General features: G+C 43.1%; 23 protein-coding genes. 12 read left to right on the forward strand and 11 right to left on the reverse strand.

All coding sequences use genetic code 11. The features are described 5' to 3' along the window. Positions 1 to 11 precede the first annotated feature (11 nt). From V7K79_RS07000 to V7K79_RS07025, 6 genes are read left to right on the forward strand one after another with little or no spacing between them, the layout of a single operon-like run. Positions 12 to 329: a hypothetical protein gene (locus V7K79_RS07000; RefSeq protein WP_335045993.1), complete on the forward strand. Its 318-nt coding sequence runs from the start codon at positions 12 to 14 to the stop codon at positions 327 to 329. Continuing rightward, positions 329 to 640, forward strand: a complete 312-nt coding sequence (locus V7K79_RS07005) for a hypothetical protein (RefSeq protein ID WP_335045994.1) — start codon at positions 329 to 331, stop codon at positions 638 to 640. Before V7K79_RS07000 ends, V7K79_RS07005 begins: the two co-directional genes overlap by 1 nt. Further along, complete coding sequence (locus V7K79_RS07010) at positions 640 to 1,503, forward strand: hypothetical protein (protein WP_335045997.1); 864 nt, start codon at positions 640 to 642, stop codon at positions 1,501 to 1,503. The genes V7K79_RS07005 and V7K79_RS07010 overlap by 1 nt, the downstream gene beginning before the upstream one ends. Before the next feature lie 4 nt (positions 1,504 to 1,507). Next, the gene (locus tag V7K79_RS07015) at positions 1,508 to 1,762 is read left to right on the forward strand and encodes a hypothetical protein (protein ID WP_335045999.1); all 255 of its coding nucleotides are present in this window, start codon (positions 1,508 to 1,510) and stop codon (positions 1,760 to 1,762) included. A gap of 6 nt (positions 1,763 to 1,768) precedes the next feature. Then, positions 1,769 to 2,080, forward strand: a complete 312-nt coding sequence (locus V7K79_RS07020; protein ID WP_335046001.1) for a hypothetical protein — start codon at positions 1,769 to 1,771, stop codon at positions 2,078 to 2,080. A 48-nt stretch (positions 2,081 to 2,128) separates the two neighbouring features. After that, positions 2,129 to 2,311 (forward strand): hypothetical protein, encoded by a 183-nt coding sequence (locus V7K79_RS07025; RefSeq protein ID WP_335046002.1) that lies wholly within the window; start codon positions 2,129 to 2,131, stop codon positions 2,309 to 2,311. A 13-nt stretch (positions 2,312 to 2,324) separates the two neighbouring features. Here the strand turns inward: V7K79_RS07025 and V7K79_RS07030 are convergent, their stop codons facing one another. From V7K79_RS07030 to V7K79_RS07075, 10 genes are all read right to left on the reverse strand, one after another. After that, positions 2,325 to 2,618 (reverse strand): hypothetical protein, encoded by a 294-nt coding sequence (locus tag V7K79_RS07030; RefSeq protein WP_335046004.1) that lies wholly within the window; start codon positions 2,616 to 2,618, stop codon positions 2,325 to 2,327. A gap of 558 nt (positions 2,619 to 3,176) precedes the next feature. Continuing rightward, positions 3,177 to 4,340: a tyrosine-type recombinase/integrase gene (locus V7K79_RS07035; protein ID WP_335046006.1), complete on the reverse strand. Its 1,164-nt coding sequence runs from the start codon at positions 4,338 to 4,340 to the stop codon at positions 3,177 to 3,179. A 2-nt stretch (positions 4,341 to 4,342) separates the two neighbouring features. After that, positions 4,343 to 4,603 carry a hypothetical protein gene (locus V7K79_RS07040; RefSeq protein ID WP_335046008.1) on the reverse strand — a complete coding sequence of 87 codons (261 nt, stop codon included), beginning with the start codon at positions 4,601 to 4,603 and terminating at the stop codon, positions 4,343 to 4,345. A gap of 53 nt (positions 4,604 to 4,656) precedes the next feature. After that, on the reverse strand, positions 4,657 to 4,899 hold the full coding sequence (locus V7K79_RS07045; protein WP_335046010.1) for a hypothetical protein: 243 nt from the start codon (positions 4,897 to 4,899) through the stop codon (positions 4,657 to 4,659). After that, positions 4,865 to 6,115 (reverse strand): hypothetical protein, encoded by a 1,251-nt coding sequence (locus V7K79_RS07050; RefSeq protein WP_335046012.1) that lies wholly within the window; start codon positions 6,113 to 6,115, stop codon positions 4,865 to 4,867. Before V7K79_RS07050 ends, V7K79_RS07045 begins: the two co-directional genes overlap by 35 nt. After that, entirely contained in the window at positions 6,112 to 6,474 is a 363-nt protein-coding gene (locus V7K79_RS07055) for a hypothetical protein (RefSeq protein WP_335046014.1), read from the reverse strand. The genes V7K79_RS07050 and V7K79_RS07055 overlap by 4 nt, the downstream gene beginning before the upstream one ends. Before the next feature lie 108 nt (positions 6,475 to 6,582). Further along, the gene (locus tag V7K79_RS07060; RefSeq protein ID WP_335046016.1) at positions 6,583 to 6,807 is read right to left on the reverse strand and encodes a hypothetical protein; all 225 of its coding nucleotides are present in this window, start codon (positions 6,805 to 6,807) and stop codon (positions 6,583 to 6,585) included. A gap of 75 nt (positions 6,808 to 6,882) precedes the next feature. Next, a complete protein-coding gene (locus V7K79_RS07065; protein ID WP_335046018.1) occupies positions 6,883 to 7,062 on the reverse strand; it encodes a hypothetical protein in 180 nt (59 codons plus the stop codon). Positions 7,063 to 7,072: 10 nt separating this feature from the next. Beyond that, positions 7,073 to 7,441 carry a hypothetical protein gene (locus V7K79_RS07070; protein ID WP_335046020.1) on the reverse strand — a complete coding sequence of 123 codons (369 nt, stop codon included), beginning with the start codon at positions 7,439 to 7,441 and terminating at the stop codon, positions 7,073 to 7,075. Positions 7,442 to 7,604: 163 nt separating this feature from the next. Further along, positions 7,605 to 7,892, reverse strand: a complete 288-nt coding sequence (locus V7K79_RS07075) for a hypothetical protein (protein WP_335046023.1) — start codon at positions 7,890 to 7,892, stop codon at positions 7,605 to 7,607. Positions 7,893 to 8,277: 385 nt separating this feature from the next. On the opposite strand from V7K79_RS07075, the gene V7K79_RS07080 reads away from it, so the two are divergent. After that, entirely contained in the window at positions 8,278 to 8,646 is a 369-nt protein-coding gene (locus V7K79_RS07080; RefSeq protein ID WP_335046026.1) for a hypothetical protein, read from the forward strand. A gap of 80 nt (positions 8,647 to 8,726) precedes the next feature. Here the strand turns inward: V7K79_RS07080 and V7K79_RS07085 are convergent, their stop codons facing one another. Beyond that, entirely contained in the window at positions 8,727 to 9,086 is a 360-nt protein-coding gene (locus V7K79_RS07085) for a KGK domain-containing protein (protein ID WP_335046028.1), read from the reverse strand. Between the two features lie 101 nt (positions 9,087 to 9,187). Between V7K79_RS07085 and V7K79_RS07090 the strand changes: the two genes are divergently transcribed. The 5 genes from V7K79_RS07090 (at position 9,188) to V7K79_RS07110 (ending at position 13,304) form a co-directional block, all read left to right on the forward strand. Further along, on the forward strand, positions 9,188 to 9,355 hold the full coding sequence (locus V7K79_RS07090; RefSeq protein ID WP_335046030.1) for a hypothetical protein: 168 nt from the start codon (positions 9,188 to 9,190) through the stop codon (positions 9,353 to 9,355). Positions 9,356 to 9,382: 27 nt separating this feature from the next. After that, entirely contained in the window at positions 9,383 to 9,595 is a 213-nt protein-coding gene (locus V7K79_RS07095; RefSeq protein ID WP_335046032.1) for a hypothetical protein, read from the forward strand. A 10-nt stretch (positions 9,596 to 9,605) separates the two neighbouring features. Then, positions 9,606 to 9,944, forward strand: a complete 339-nt coding sequence (locus V7K79_RS07100) for a hypothetical protein (protein ID WP_335046034.1) — start codon at positions 9,606 to 9,608, stop codon at positions 9,942 to 9,944. A gap of 135 nt (positions 9,945 to 10,079) precedes the next feature. After that, positions 10,080 to 12,827, forward strand: coding sequence for a VapE domain-containing protein (locus tag V7K79_RS07105; protein WP_335046037.1), 2,748 nt, complete (start codon positions 10,080 to 10,082; stop codon positions 12,825 to 12,827). 3 nt (positions 12,828 to 12,830) lie between these two features. Then, complete coding sequence (locus tag V7K79_RS07110; protein ID WP_335046039.1) at positions 12,831 to 13,304, forward strand: hypothetical protein; 474 nt, start codon at positions 12,831 to 12,833, stop codon at positions 13,302 to 13,304. The last annotated feature ends 341 nt before the right edge of the window (positions 13,305 to 13,645 follow it).

Genomic DNA, 13,645 nt, shown 5'->3' on the forward strand with positions numbered 1-13,645 from the left:
ACAAGTAAAAGATGATTAATAATTTTTCAAATGCCAGTGAAGTTGCTAAATTTGATAACTGCAATCATGGAGATAAAGATTTAGCTGCAAATGTCGGTGATACAGTTTTAGATGCTAATAGTAACAGACAGTATGCAGCTTTTATAAACAATTCTTCCTCTGATATCACTTTGATTTTGGGTGATAAATCCAAGGGAGCTATTGGGAAAGGAATTGTTTTAAGACCGAGAGGAAGTTATGAAATCAACCAATCTAATCTTTACATTGGTAAAGTTTCAGCTATCTCTGTTGACAAGAGTAAATTAACTTTCACTGAGTGTATTAAATAATGGCTCTTTATAATCCGGCAAGCGTCACAGTTGTTACTCCTTCTAGTAATACTTCAACTCCTACCAGCGTCGATGCTGCCACTACTAGCAATATAATTTTAGCGGCTAATAGTAATAGAGTCGGAGCAACTATTTGGAATAATAGCACCGCTAATTTGTATATAGAATTTGGCGCAACTACTACGACTTCGGCTTTTGTTGCCAAAATATCACCAGGCGGATATTATGAATTACCTTTCCGCTACATTGGTGTAATTAGTGGCATCTGGGATGCCGCTAATGGAAAAGCTTTAGTTAGAGAGTTGACCTAATGCCTTTAACTATTCCCCCTAGTATTTATGCTAGCCAAATTAATTTTAGTTCTGCTAGTACTTTAAGTTCCACTAATACTAATGCCGCAATAGATGAGGTTTTTACAAAAGCTGCAAAACTAGGAAGTGACAATACTTTAACAGCCAAGCAAAGCATCACTAACACAACGGCTGCTACTTCTCCAACTACTGGCTCATTAGTAAATGCGGGGGGATTTGGCAATATTGGTGATGCATATATTGGTGGAAATATTACTACCGGAAGTGATAAAAATCTAACTCTAAATACAACGGGAACAGGGAGTTTAATTAATTTTGTAAGAAGTTCAACTACAGTCAGTATCAGAATGGTAAGTAGTCGGTTTACTGTTTCTGATGGAACTTCCAACGCTGCTGGTTTGCAGGTGATAACTGGCACAAGTCCTGCTGTAATTGTTGGACAGGATAATGTTATTAACAGTGGTACTATTCGGGCTGCTAACATTTCTGGATCTACTGATGTGGCAGCTGCAAATTTAATTTTAGCTTCGGGGGTTGGGACGGGTGCAGCAACCCCAGGATATATTGATTTCCAAACTGGTAATTCTATTAGTTCTGGCTCTACTCAGCAAAGTTTATCCAGCAAAATGCGATTGAGCAGTAACGGTAATTTATTGCTTGGTACTACTTCTGATAATGGCATAGATAAATCACAAATAAATGGCTCAATTCGAGCTTCTCAATACAAATTATCTACCCTTAATGCTCCTCCAGCAAGTGCTAATGATACTGGCACAGTAGGAGAGATAAGATGGGCGAACGCGTTTGTTTATTTATGTATTGCTACTAATACTTGGCAACGTGCTGCTCTTTCTTCTTGGTAATAAAATGGAATTTGAAACAATCGAAATTAAAAAAATCCCACGGATTTGGAGAATCCAAGGCGATGTCCAAGATGGTGATTTATCTACGCTTGTATTAGAAATATTTTGGCGAATTGATTGGGTAGATAGTGAAGGGCAGACTATCAATAATGAAGCTGGAGGAATGATTAAATTTGTTCCGACGGCTGAATTACTCTCTAACTTTTCAAATATTTCTGTTGCTGTTTATTCACAAATCCAAGCATCGCTAATTAATTAATTAATTATGAAATTTGACTTAAGCTTTGCTGGTTTTGTACTTTCATTGGTTCTTGGTCTGTCCGGTTGGTTTTTTCGATGGAGCGACAAGCAAAAGTTTGAAAGGCAACAATCAACTCAAAAGGCAGTAGCTGCTGCTGAAAAAGCACTAAATGAGGAGCGCGATTTTAATCATCTTCGCAACAATCAAATACAAATTTCTCAAGGAATTGCTACTGGATTTGACGAACTAGAACGCAGGCTAGACCATCTTCGTGAACTACTAATTGAAATTAAATCTTACTTGATTCGTAATCAACATGGTACTAGCGAGGATTGACATTCTCCCCGATACGTGCCGAATAGCAACCACGTCAAAAGGAACTTCATGCAGACAGTTGAGGTTTTGGAAATTATTGATTCTGAAGGGGAAAGAACTGGCCAGTGGCAATTAACTGTTAGACGCGAGGATAATCGACCTTACGGGTTATGCGCTCACGTGCATCACTCTTATGATCAAGCTTGGAATTGCATAGAAGCATGGACAGCCGCTAAAAAACTTTCTTCATAACTCACGCTGGGATTCACTTTTTTTTGTAAATCTCCAGCCATTTAGTTAATTCAATAAAGACTTCAGATTTTTCATTGTCGTCCCACAGCCACCAACCACCCGCTAATCCAGCGTAAAAATTTAAATCTGCAATTTCCCTTAAGGTTAGGTCATCAGAGCATTCCCTGACCTTTTCCCATAGGATAAATTCAACTCCAGAACGCCATTTAGCTGACCATATTGTTTCTGAGAAATTAACGATCATCTCCCAGAGAAATTGTTTTGGGTCTTCTGCGATTATCGAAATTTCTATATTGGTTTTATTCATCTGGAGATTCACACATTATTCAACAACCTATATTCTGCTAACTCCTGCGCTTCTGTTGCCAGCTTTGTCAGCGCTAGACATTCCACTGGACAGTAAGCGTTTTTATTTAAATTAGTCAAAGTATTGGTAGTCTTTACCCTTGCATATTGAGGCTTTCAGAGGATAGCCTTTACTCGATTTAGTCAAGAATTAGTCAAAGGAAAATCGTGGAGGCTGGAAGTGATGGGTGACGAGGGATTTGAACCCGCAACCAATAGATTAAGAGTCTATTGCTCACAATGAGTAGTAATTGAGTAGTGCGATCGCGGCTAGCTGTTATTAAAAATCTAGCAAAATCTAGCTACTAAAAATGAAAGACTGATGGTTAATTGAGTAGCGGATGAGTAGAAAAAAGATGGTAATTACCTGAAATGCTTACTAGGTAATTATTGCATTGAGTTGTGTATGGAATTAGTGGAAATGCAAGGATGGCATTAACAGCCCGTGTTTTGAGCGCTTTTCAATATTTTTGAGTAGCGGATGAGTCGCGTCCGCTCTATTTTAATTCAGAAAAAATCATCAAAAATCTGGGCATTCGCCTTTGGTAGCTTCTGGGTGAACGTAATAGCGAAGTACTGTATTCACGTCGTCTCCGATCCAGTAGGCTACTCTGTCAGGGGAGTTACCAGACGCGATCGCCCAAGTTGCAAACGTGTGTCTAGTAGCGTAAGGGTTCAAGTAGGGAATTTTCCCTTTATTGGACAATTCCTTCACTACTCCGATCTGGTTTGTTCCATCTCGGTTCCAGGCATGGCTCAACGCCGAACTAGTCATAGGACAGCCTCTTTTTGTTGAGAAGAGACGGGAATTGTCTGACGCTGTTGGCTTCATCGATAGCAGTAGCTCATGCAACTTAGCTCCGGCGCTGCACTGAAATATTCTGTTTTTACCGTTCTTTGTACCTTTTTCTATCCCCAAAAGGTTCTTTGATCTAGAGATACTGATCCGCAAGCAATCTTCCGAAACATCTTTCCAGGTAAGGGCAAAGGCTTCACCATGTCGGCAACCGGTCCAAAAGAGAAACTTTATAAGATTGCTGTAATGACTGCATCGGTCGTCAGACTCAAAAGCTCCGATGATCGTATCTCGCTGTTCAATCGTGAAAGCCCTACAATCATCGGTGTTATTCTTGATTTTTTTAATTTTTTTGAGGCTTTCAAACGGATTAGCTTTGATGATTCCTTCCTCTAAAGCCCAGCGACAACATTGGTCAAATCGGAGTAGATATTTTGAAGCCATAAACTGGCTTGTATTTTCCATCAACCAATTTCTGATTTTTGGCGCGTCTAAAAGTGAGCGCGATGGTAGCCGATCGATAGTTCTGCCTACTGTTCTGTAAGTAGAGTAGATTGTAGTTGCTTCTATCTGCCTAGACTGAAATTCTGTAAACATCTCCCACAACTCCCCCAAGTCGCCTTCGCCTTTTGAAGGAAGAGAAATTGCGGAAGTTGCGATCGCACTAGGTCTAAACTGGTATCTCTCCAGTGTGGGGTCAAAACGCCCCAATGAAATATCGGTTGCTATGGCATCCCGACGTAAACGCACAATATCGCGATTGCGCTTAAGGTCTTTTAATCCCGTAGATATTTGAAATTGCTTAGGAAAGCCTTTGACCCGAAACCGTAGCAAGAGTTTGTTTGACCGTGGATCAAAGCTGATCCATTTGTCATCATTACTCTCCATAGTTAGTAGCTTTCTCCTTTCCACCTTGCCCAAGTTCGGCGAGAAACTACAACCCACCGTCCATCAATAAAAGCTCGTCCTGTATCGCCATCATATTCATAATCCTCTTCTTCATCTTCCTCAAAATCTGGGTCGTCTTCATCGAACGCCATAACATAATCGCAACGCGCACAGGAATAAACCCCGTTATCTTTGTCATGCCGCCACTCACTGCAATTGCACTCTGGACAACAAAAATCTAATTCGACAAGTTCATCGCTCATTTTTTTTTTGAAAAAATCAAATTTTTGGGCTTTTAAAATTTTGTCTACAATCGCTAGAATTCTTTTTGGGAATACTTTTCACCGTCTACAGTCGAATTTTTCGGAGTAAAAAATTGTAGACGGTGTAGACGGACTTGTGAGTGATTTGTATTGAAATGGTGAGCGATCGCACTTCCACCCAAGCACTGCTTAATTAATCGATAATTTGTCAAAAAAGCGTTGCCTACAGCCTGTAGACGGACTGTAGGCAAACTGTAGACATTACTTTGACCACCTCCAGCCGAGGCGAGCGCCATTTCCTTCCACTTCCCCCAATCCCCTGTCAGCCATAGAAGCAAAGATGATCCGCACCTCATCCGGCTGCATACCATCGAATAAGGTGGTTGCTTGGGAAAGTATTCTGGCTTTTAAAACTTCTCCTGGATGCTGTTGACCCCAGTCAAGGATAAATTGCTCATACTCGTTCATGGCTGACGGTTGCGATCGCACCTCATCATTTCCCCCGTCGGAGGTTTCTGGCTGCACCATGCTCCCCGCTCCCCAGTTGCTAAGGTCAAGTTCGCAAGGGCAATCATCGACAAGAAAGCGCTTTTTACCGCCTGCTTTCAACCATTGCTCTAGTTGCGGATCTTTAAGTTTAGTCCTGGCGTAATCGCGCCCGAACTGCCCCAAACGCACTAAGACAAAGCAGCTATAAAGGGTGTCTTTGTCACCTTGCAACCCAAAATTCTCAGCGGTGTCGTTTTGGGCCAGCGCACAAATGAACTGTTGGTATCGCCTGCCCCGTTTGGCGTGGCGTTTTATCCAGGGAGTGGAATTGTCGCATTCGTCCACCAAAATGGGGAATTCCTCTGCGATCATAAATCTCTCACGACCAGCGATCGCGTTATCTCCCCCTTCCCCCCTAAGCTGAACTAGGTCTTCAAGGATTTCTAAGTCTTTACCCATCGCGGTGTCGATGGCTTTGAAGTTTCCTTTACGCCCAATGACATCAGCTTGATCAATCCATGACCAATCATCGGGTTTAGCATCGCTGTCATAGACAACGACTCTACCGCCGATTTTGGAGGATAGGTACTGGGTGAAGGTCGATTTCCCGTCACCAGTGCCACCGACTAGGGCAACGTGTTTCTGCTTTTTTTGGATGTACTCAACTGGATCGGTGATTAAGTTCTCTGGTTGCCAGTTGGCATCAATCGCACCAACCGTAAGCGCTAGCTGTGCTGTCGGTTGTGTGTTGGCTTTCGCCCAGGCTTGGAAGTTTAACCGTGATGCGCCCTCAATGTCGCCAAGTGATTCAAGAAGGAGTTTGGCTGTTTGGCGATGTCTGCGACCCACCTGGAGAACGCCAACCGATGCCCCTAATATCCACGGCTTAGACTCTGGTTTTTGAGTTGCCCCCAGGAACAACAAGCCACAACCTAAAGCTAAACTACTCCAGAATGACCACTTGGCTATTGCGTACATCTGCAAGTGCTGGTGTAGCTGGGAAGGGTGTAAATCACTGCTCATATCCCTAGCAGTACCCCCACAGCAACTAACCCAACCCGCAATAGCAGAACATCTTTCACCTCTGGCACAGCTTGCCGTAAGTAGAGAATGATACTTCCGGCGATCGCTAAAACGAACAACACCCCCAGACGGATAAACCCAGGTATGGGTATACTTACCCAACAGCTACTTAACAAAGCAGGAATCGCCACACTGAAGGCAAGGGTATAAGCTAAGTCTGGCAGATTGTCTGGCAGCGCGATCGCGTTTCTCCATCCTTTTTTGAATTCCTCTAATTTGGATAATTGGGGATTAGGGATTGGGGAATAGTCACCGCTGCTGCTCGGAACTTCAACGACGATTTTTTGCTCATCTGCCATACTGCACCTCGATTTTGAGGTAGAAAGGGCGATTGCTTTGCTGTTTACACAGTGCTGCGATCGCAATGATTAAAGCGGACATGATGCAAATTAGGCTCATTGCTTGATTCACTCCTGCCCCCAATCGCTGTACTGCCCAAAGCCACTGGTTTCGGGAAGGCGGTCATTAATTCGGTTGATAACTGGGTTATCACTAGTGGGTAGCGGTTTTCCTTGGAGATAGGCGGCTGAAATTTCGGCGCACTCTTCCACAGTTGCACCATTACCTAGTAGCTGCCCCTCTGGGAAGCCGACATGGTGAATTTCGTTTTTAGGACTTGGCTTTTGAGTCATATAATTTTGAGTGTGTGGTCTACTAGTAGCCTCATGACATCGGCGATCGCGAATCTGTGCGGATGGCGATCGCCTTTAAAAATCGGCATCATCTGCTTGTTGAATTTCCGATACCGCTTGTCGAATCTGTTGCCCAATCTCTTCAAAGCCTTTATCGACACTTTCTTGGTCTTCGGAGTCGATGACAATCGCTGTGATTCCCTGCGATTCCCAATAAGCGGGATCTGAATAATTTGGGACTGGTTGGTTAGTCATGGAAATCTCCTTAATAGTCGGTTTTGTTGGCAGTGGTTGAGTTGAAATTGGTTACTAGCCACACTTGCCAGTTCTTTCGCTTTTGTGGGCTGACTTCAACAGGTTGACGGGTATCAAGGCAAACCGCCCGTCCGTCATTGAGTTTTACGTAAAGGCTTTTGCCGCTTTTGGTTCGAGAGAACAGTTGACCGGGGTTTAATGTCTCAAAACCTACTTGAGTTCTACCTACTACGTATTCAGCTTGGTGAGAATCAAATCCTTCGGAAAGTGGATCGTCTGCCATCTCTTTCCACTCTCTCGCCCTTCTGGCTTTAGGTTCAGCTTGTGTGGCTGACTTCCCGTTAGTAGTGGCTCGATCCGTGGTCGGTTGGTCGGTCATAGTGGGTGATGTGTGCCTCGATTGTTGGTAATGTCTGCCTCGTAAATAGGTGACGTGTACCTCATAAGTGGGTGATGTATGCCTCGATAGTGGGTCGATAGTCACTCTATGCCAGCTTTAAGGCGATAGCTTTTTATTCGCCCACCCCTTATGCAGCAACGTGTTAGGCGTTTTCTTCGGACAGCGCTGCGGCATTTTTCTCCATAATTAAGGCGAGGGTGATTCGTCCTGCCAAGTCCAGCAGGTCGTCATCATCAAGGCGATCGCAAAGCCTAACGATTTCCTTTGGGATGTCGTCAAAGCCGATTTCTTCGTATTGGTAGGTAACAGTAGTCTCTTCCCGCACTGCCAGGAAGATTAGGCAATTTAAGCCGGCAGCCTGGGCGCGGTCAAAGTTGCCGATGCGGGTGATGATGTCAATTAGTTTTGCCTCTGTTAAACTGTTGGTCATTTCGTCTACTGCTTGATTGAGGATTTTTTTGGCGATCGCTTGCGCGTAGTGGTCGCCTTTTTTCTTTTCACTGCTAACCCCGCGATCGCTACGACTTATGGGTGAAGACAGTTATCGTTAATACATTCAGCATGGATGGAAGCTAAGTACTGCTAACCCTGTGATCGCTACAACTTATGGGTGAATGCAGTTGTCAGTTGTCGGTTGTCGTTTATCCCCTAGCAGGTCTTTGGTATTTGCTCAGTGCTGGCAGGCTGCTATCTCTACCTGGTTTGGAGTGTCCGAATAACGTATTTACATATATACATTATACTTACTACAATAGTATATTCGTATATACTAGTCAATATCGTATTTATGGATATGCAATAATAGGGTGTCAAGCATGGAAAAAAGAACCAATGGTAAGCAGAGGACGCCCCAACAAAAGGGGAGTAACCAAATTAGTCACATTAAAAGTGAATCCAGAGGCATGGGAATTATTCCGGCTTTTGGCAGAAGACTTAGGGACGACAAGATCGGAACTAGTCGAGAAAATAGCTACGAACCAGATACCGTTTCCGCAGGAGAATGGACAGGTGGTGGAATTGCTGGGAAACTCATCAGCCAGCTAATTGATGAAAACGAAAAGCAGCTGGCTTACCATCAAGAACAATGTTATTACCACCAAAAACAAGCTAAAAAGGCACAGGATACCCTTGAAAGATTAAGACAGATTCCTGAAACCTTAGCAGACGTAGTTCATACACAATAAAGCCGTTCTACCCATTCGCAGGCAGAACGGCTTTATTCATGGATATGTCGCCTACTTCTTAGCAGGCGACGCATCTGTGATTATTCGGGATTGAGTTGCGATCGGAGGTCGGCTAGTGCTGAACTTGGATCTGTTGGTTGGGTTGCTTCTGGTTCATCAGGAATGAACTCAAGTCGAAATCGAAACCTTCCTTTTATCCAGCCTCCGCCCTTAACTCGCAAAACCTCACAACTAAACCCTTCTTCTGTGATCCATTTCAACTCTCTGCTCTCGAACTTATTTGTCCCTCTTGCCCAGGAAACAATAGCAGATGCTAGGACTTTGAATTTAATCATTTCGGGGGTTCCGAAACAAAGTCCATCATAAGCAGACACAACATCTTCATCACTCAAGCCAGCCCTGTCTTGCTCAGGGTAGCCAAGCTCATATTTATCGCTCATTTCGATTTTCTCTTTCAGCTAACAACATGGCGGATCAAGCTACCAACTTCATCCGCCTTTCCTAAGTTTTCCCAACGACCGAGAAACCAACATAACCAACCATGAAAGTAATTCTAAAAATCAGCACCGGGCAAACAGTCGAAACAGCAGAATTAACTGACGTTCTGGAATTCCCTAACTTCATTTTCAGCAAAGGACATCTTTACAAGCTAGTAGAGCGCAACCCCTCGGAGGCAACTTACCAGTGGGAAGAATGCTTGCACATTTAATACCCAATGTCCAACGCCCAACGACTAATGACCGAGAAGCCAACATACCCAAACTTCGACAACCTAATCAGCAAGACAGACGCCGAGATGCAACGTCTGGGCTGGACAAAAGCCCAAGGTCGAGAGCATTTGCAAAAGTATTACGGGGTGCGATCGCGCCTTTTACTAAATGAGGACGAACTAGATAACTTTCTGCTTTACCTGCAACTTACTGATTCCCCAGTCTTTAATACCCAATAACTAATGACTAATGAGCGACGAAATCAAAGCAACTATCTACCAACCGAAGAGAATACCTAATATTTACCGCCCACCTCTGGGCTTGCCCCTGAACTGGCAGGACGAAACATCAAAAGAATTACCCCGTGTAGTTTTTAAATACTTTAGTTCCCAGTACCTCAGCACCAACGAAATCGCTCTTTTAGCCGAATACTGCCGGCATTACATCAATGCCCCTTGCTGGGATGCTTCAGGCGGATTCACCGAGGAGCTAGCAGCGCTGCGGGAAACTGCTGATTTACTTTCTACCGTTAGCGAGATTAATCGGTGGATTGATAACTGTCTTGAAATTGCGATCGACCCTTTTTAAAAGGTTTAAAAAGTAGTTAGCAGACGCTTATCACCATGTTGTCAAGCCAAAAAAAAAAGCGACAAAAGTCGCTCGTTAAAATTCATTTTTTATCATTTATGAAAACAACTCTAGCATTTTTAAGAGGGTAGAACAATGACTTTATCTATTCCTCAAACAGTTGATACAATTGCATCTCATCACTGGGAAGACTGGCAGCTAAGTGGTGTATCTGCAAAAATAATACAGCGAAATGTCAGAACTTTATATGACTCTAGAGAAGTCGATAAAGCACTAAATCGCAATACAAAATCCAGACAGAAACACTCAGATCATTTAGTACCTTGCTGGATGGTTTCAGGCGTAAATCCACTGACTGGAGAAAGTACCTTAGAAGGCGTACAAGTAAAACCAGACATCTCACCATTAGGTAAAGACGGGAAAGTAAACAAGTATTTAGGGGCTGTTGGTTACGACGCCTTTCCCTTATTTTTAGATATCGGAATTGAGGGTTACTGGGAACAAGTTCTTGCTGATAAATCAATTCCGATAATTATCACTGAAGGAGCTAAAAAAGCAGGTGCAGGACTGTCAATTAACCTCCCAACCATATCTCTCCCTGGTGTATCGACTTGTCGGAAGCTTGGCAGACTTAATACATGGATAGAAGCATTCGCAGGCTTTGGAAGAACTTTCTATCTGTGCTTTGACGCTGATATATTACATAAGCGTCCTGTGCAGCAATCTTTAATCAACATGGCAAGAGATTTAGCCGCGACAGGTTCAAAAATCATGGTTATAAAACTACCATCAATTGAACTTAAGGGTATGGATGATTTTATCGCTGCCAAGGGAAAATCGGCTTTTAACCAATTAATAGAAGAGGCTCCCACAGTTGAGGAGTGGAAAAAGGATTTAGATGAGCAACGTAAAAACGACACAGAATTTGATGACGAAGAACGCTCCTCCAAAGTATACAAAGCATACAAAATTATCAAAGATGGATGGGGCGATAATCTCCGGCTAAACCTACTCAAAAACTTTATTGAACTTGACGACCAAAAAAAAGACTTAAACCAATTGCGGTTAGATATAGCACGGGTATTTGACATGGATGTACAAATTGGAGATAGTCAGATGATTGTTGAAGCCATCGCATCTCAAAATATTTATCATCCAGTAGTGGAATATTTGGATGAAGTAGCCGCTAGATACAGTACGGTTGACCCTTCAATTCTTGACACTCTAGCAACGAAATACTTTGGTACTAACGACCCACTTCATAACATCTACCTCAAAAAGATGTTGATATCAGCCGTAGCTCGGGCCCGTCGTCCTGGGTGTAAAGTTGATACCGCTTTAATCCTAGTAGGAGAACAAGGTATAAACAAATCCAGCTTTTGGCGTGAGCTTTTTGGGCGTGAATGGTTCACCGACGAACTCAGCGATGCCAACGAGAGAGACGAACTCATGAAACTGCATCAGTTTTGGGGTTTAGAAATCCCAGAAATTGAACACATGTATAAGAGAAAGGACATCAGCAGCATCAAAAAATTCATGTCCTCCAGTGTTGATGCCTTCCGCGCTCCATACGCCCGTGAGGTAAAAGAGCATCCCCGCGCCTGCGTCTTAGTTGGAACAAGTAATGAAACAGAACTTCTCAACGACCCCACGGGCAACCGCCGATTTTGGATTATCCCGGTAATTGACGACATCCCAATTGACATTGAGCAGTTAGTCCGAGAGCGCGATTTAATCTGGGCAGCTGCTAACGCCCTTTATGAAAAAGGACATCAGTGGTGGCTATCACCAGCCGAATCGAAAGTTCATAACGAAGTTAGCAAAGATTTTCAATCTGTCGATCCTTGGACAGACGTGGTATTGGCTTACGCTCGACAACAGGGAGAGACAAGCACTTCTGAGATTTTGAGAACAGCTTTAGGAATTGAACTTGGTAGACAGGAGATGCTTTACACCAAAAGAGTTTCAGCGATTCTCCGATCCAATGGCTGGGAGCAATACAGACAAAAAGTTGGTGAGAGTCGCCCTTGGGCTTGGCGGCTGAAGTCATCGCTAGAAAATAAAAAAAGTTGGGGTAACAAGGCGGATCAAGGCAGATCACCCGGATCACTTTCTCAGAATTCAGAACTCGAAACTGAACTAGAAAATCAAAAAAGTTTGGGTAACAAGGCAGATCAAGGCGGATCACCCGGATCACTTTCCCAAAACTTACAAAGTGATCCGCCTATCACTCAACAGAGGCAGATCACACCTGAACCCTTGCTTAAAGGGACTTTTGAGCATTGTGATCCGCCTGTGATCTGCCTTGATCCGCCTACTTTACCCAACTTTTCTGAAAAAAATAATGTACAACACAATCATCTCCCTATCCCCTCATCCGCCGATGATGAGCAGATTGACAGTGTTACTGTCACCTGCCCAGAAAAATGTGACTATTACAAAGAATTTCCCTGCAACCCTTTTGTCTTTAAGCTAGATTCAGAGTTTGGCAAGGTTGAAGTGAGCGCCGAACCTTTCCACAAAATCAAAAAAGGTCAAAGAGAGGGACAGAGTGAAATCTGGCTGAAATTTGAAACTCCAGACGGTCAAACTTTGACTAAGGTCATCAAAGCAAATATTGATAGAAAGACTCTTCCAAGGTTTGCAGAAGAAACCAGAGTGATTCTAGGGTGGCAAGAACAATTAAAAACGTCTTTCACTGCCAAAGTTGAGAATCCAGCCTACAAATTTAAGGTACGCATTCTCGGAGATGATGACTATGAATGGGTTAATGATTGCATTCTCAAGAGTGTGCCCAATCCCCCATCTACGACCCACTTCATGTTTAGAACTGCCAAGAATACCGTCATCACCTCTCACATGGGCGAATTTGAGGAGGTGTAAGGAATGACATTACCTAACGGTTGGCAACAAAACAGGAGCGTGACAGAACTCTACACGCAGCGCAATATTTCAGTTATGAGAAGATTTCACAATCATCTCTCTGGTTGGGAAGCTTGTATTTGTAAATATCGTAGGCAAGGACTGGAGCCAAAGGAAGCTTTACACAGAGCAAGCGCTAGTTATGTAAGCAACATGATTCATCAATGTGGTATACCAAAGTCTATGCAATGGTGCGGTAAACCAAATAAGTATGATGAAATTTGTTCTGTCTGCAATCTTTTGGTTAAAGCTGGTGTTTTGAGCCAGGTGCAGGCGGGGCAAATGCGCTACTTGGGGAATTTTTACGCTGGACGGGAGAAAGTTACTCAAGTTTTTTATGATGGTGACTACGAATATACAGATGATGTAAGCTTCCCTAATTATTTAGATGCTTGGCGCTGTGAAGTCTGTGGAAACGAAGACACTGATGGCTACTAAAATTACACCACTAGAACCGATGGCACTGCGATCGCTCTTTACAAGCGATCGCTTGTAAAGATTGTATAAATTATTTTTAGAGCAAATTCAGTACAGATACTTATGTCGTCTGCATTAAATTTCGTGCGAGTTCCTGTTTTACCTCTCTCTAGGGTTAAATAGGTATACTTTTAAACTCTCAAATATTCATTATCTCTGTAATCAAGTCATATCAATATATACGGAAAGTAGAATCACTACCACTTCTACATAAAAGTGGAACATTTACACAAAGAGTGATTAAGCCATACAACGGATTTATTCACCTCATTAAATCTGCTATATGGCACAAGTCACCGACC

The organism is Nostoc sp., assembly GCF_036917575.1.
GTDB lineage: Bacteria > Cyanobacteriota > Cyanobacteriia > Cyanobacteriales > Nostocaceae > Nostoc.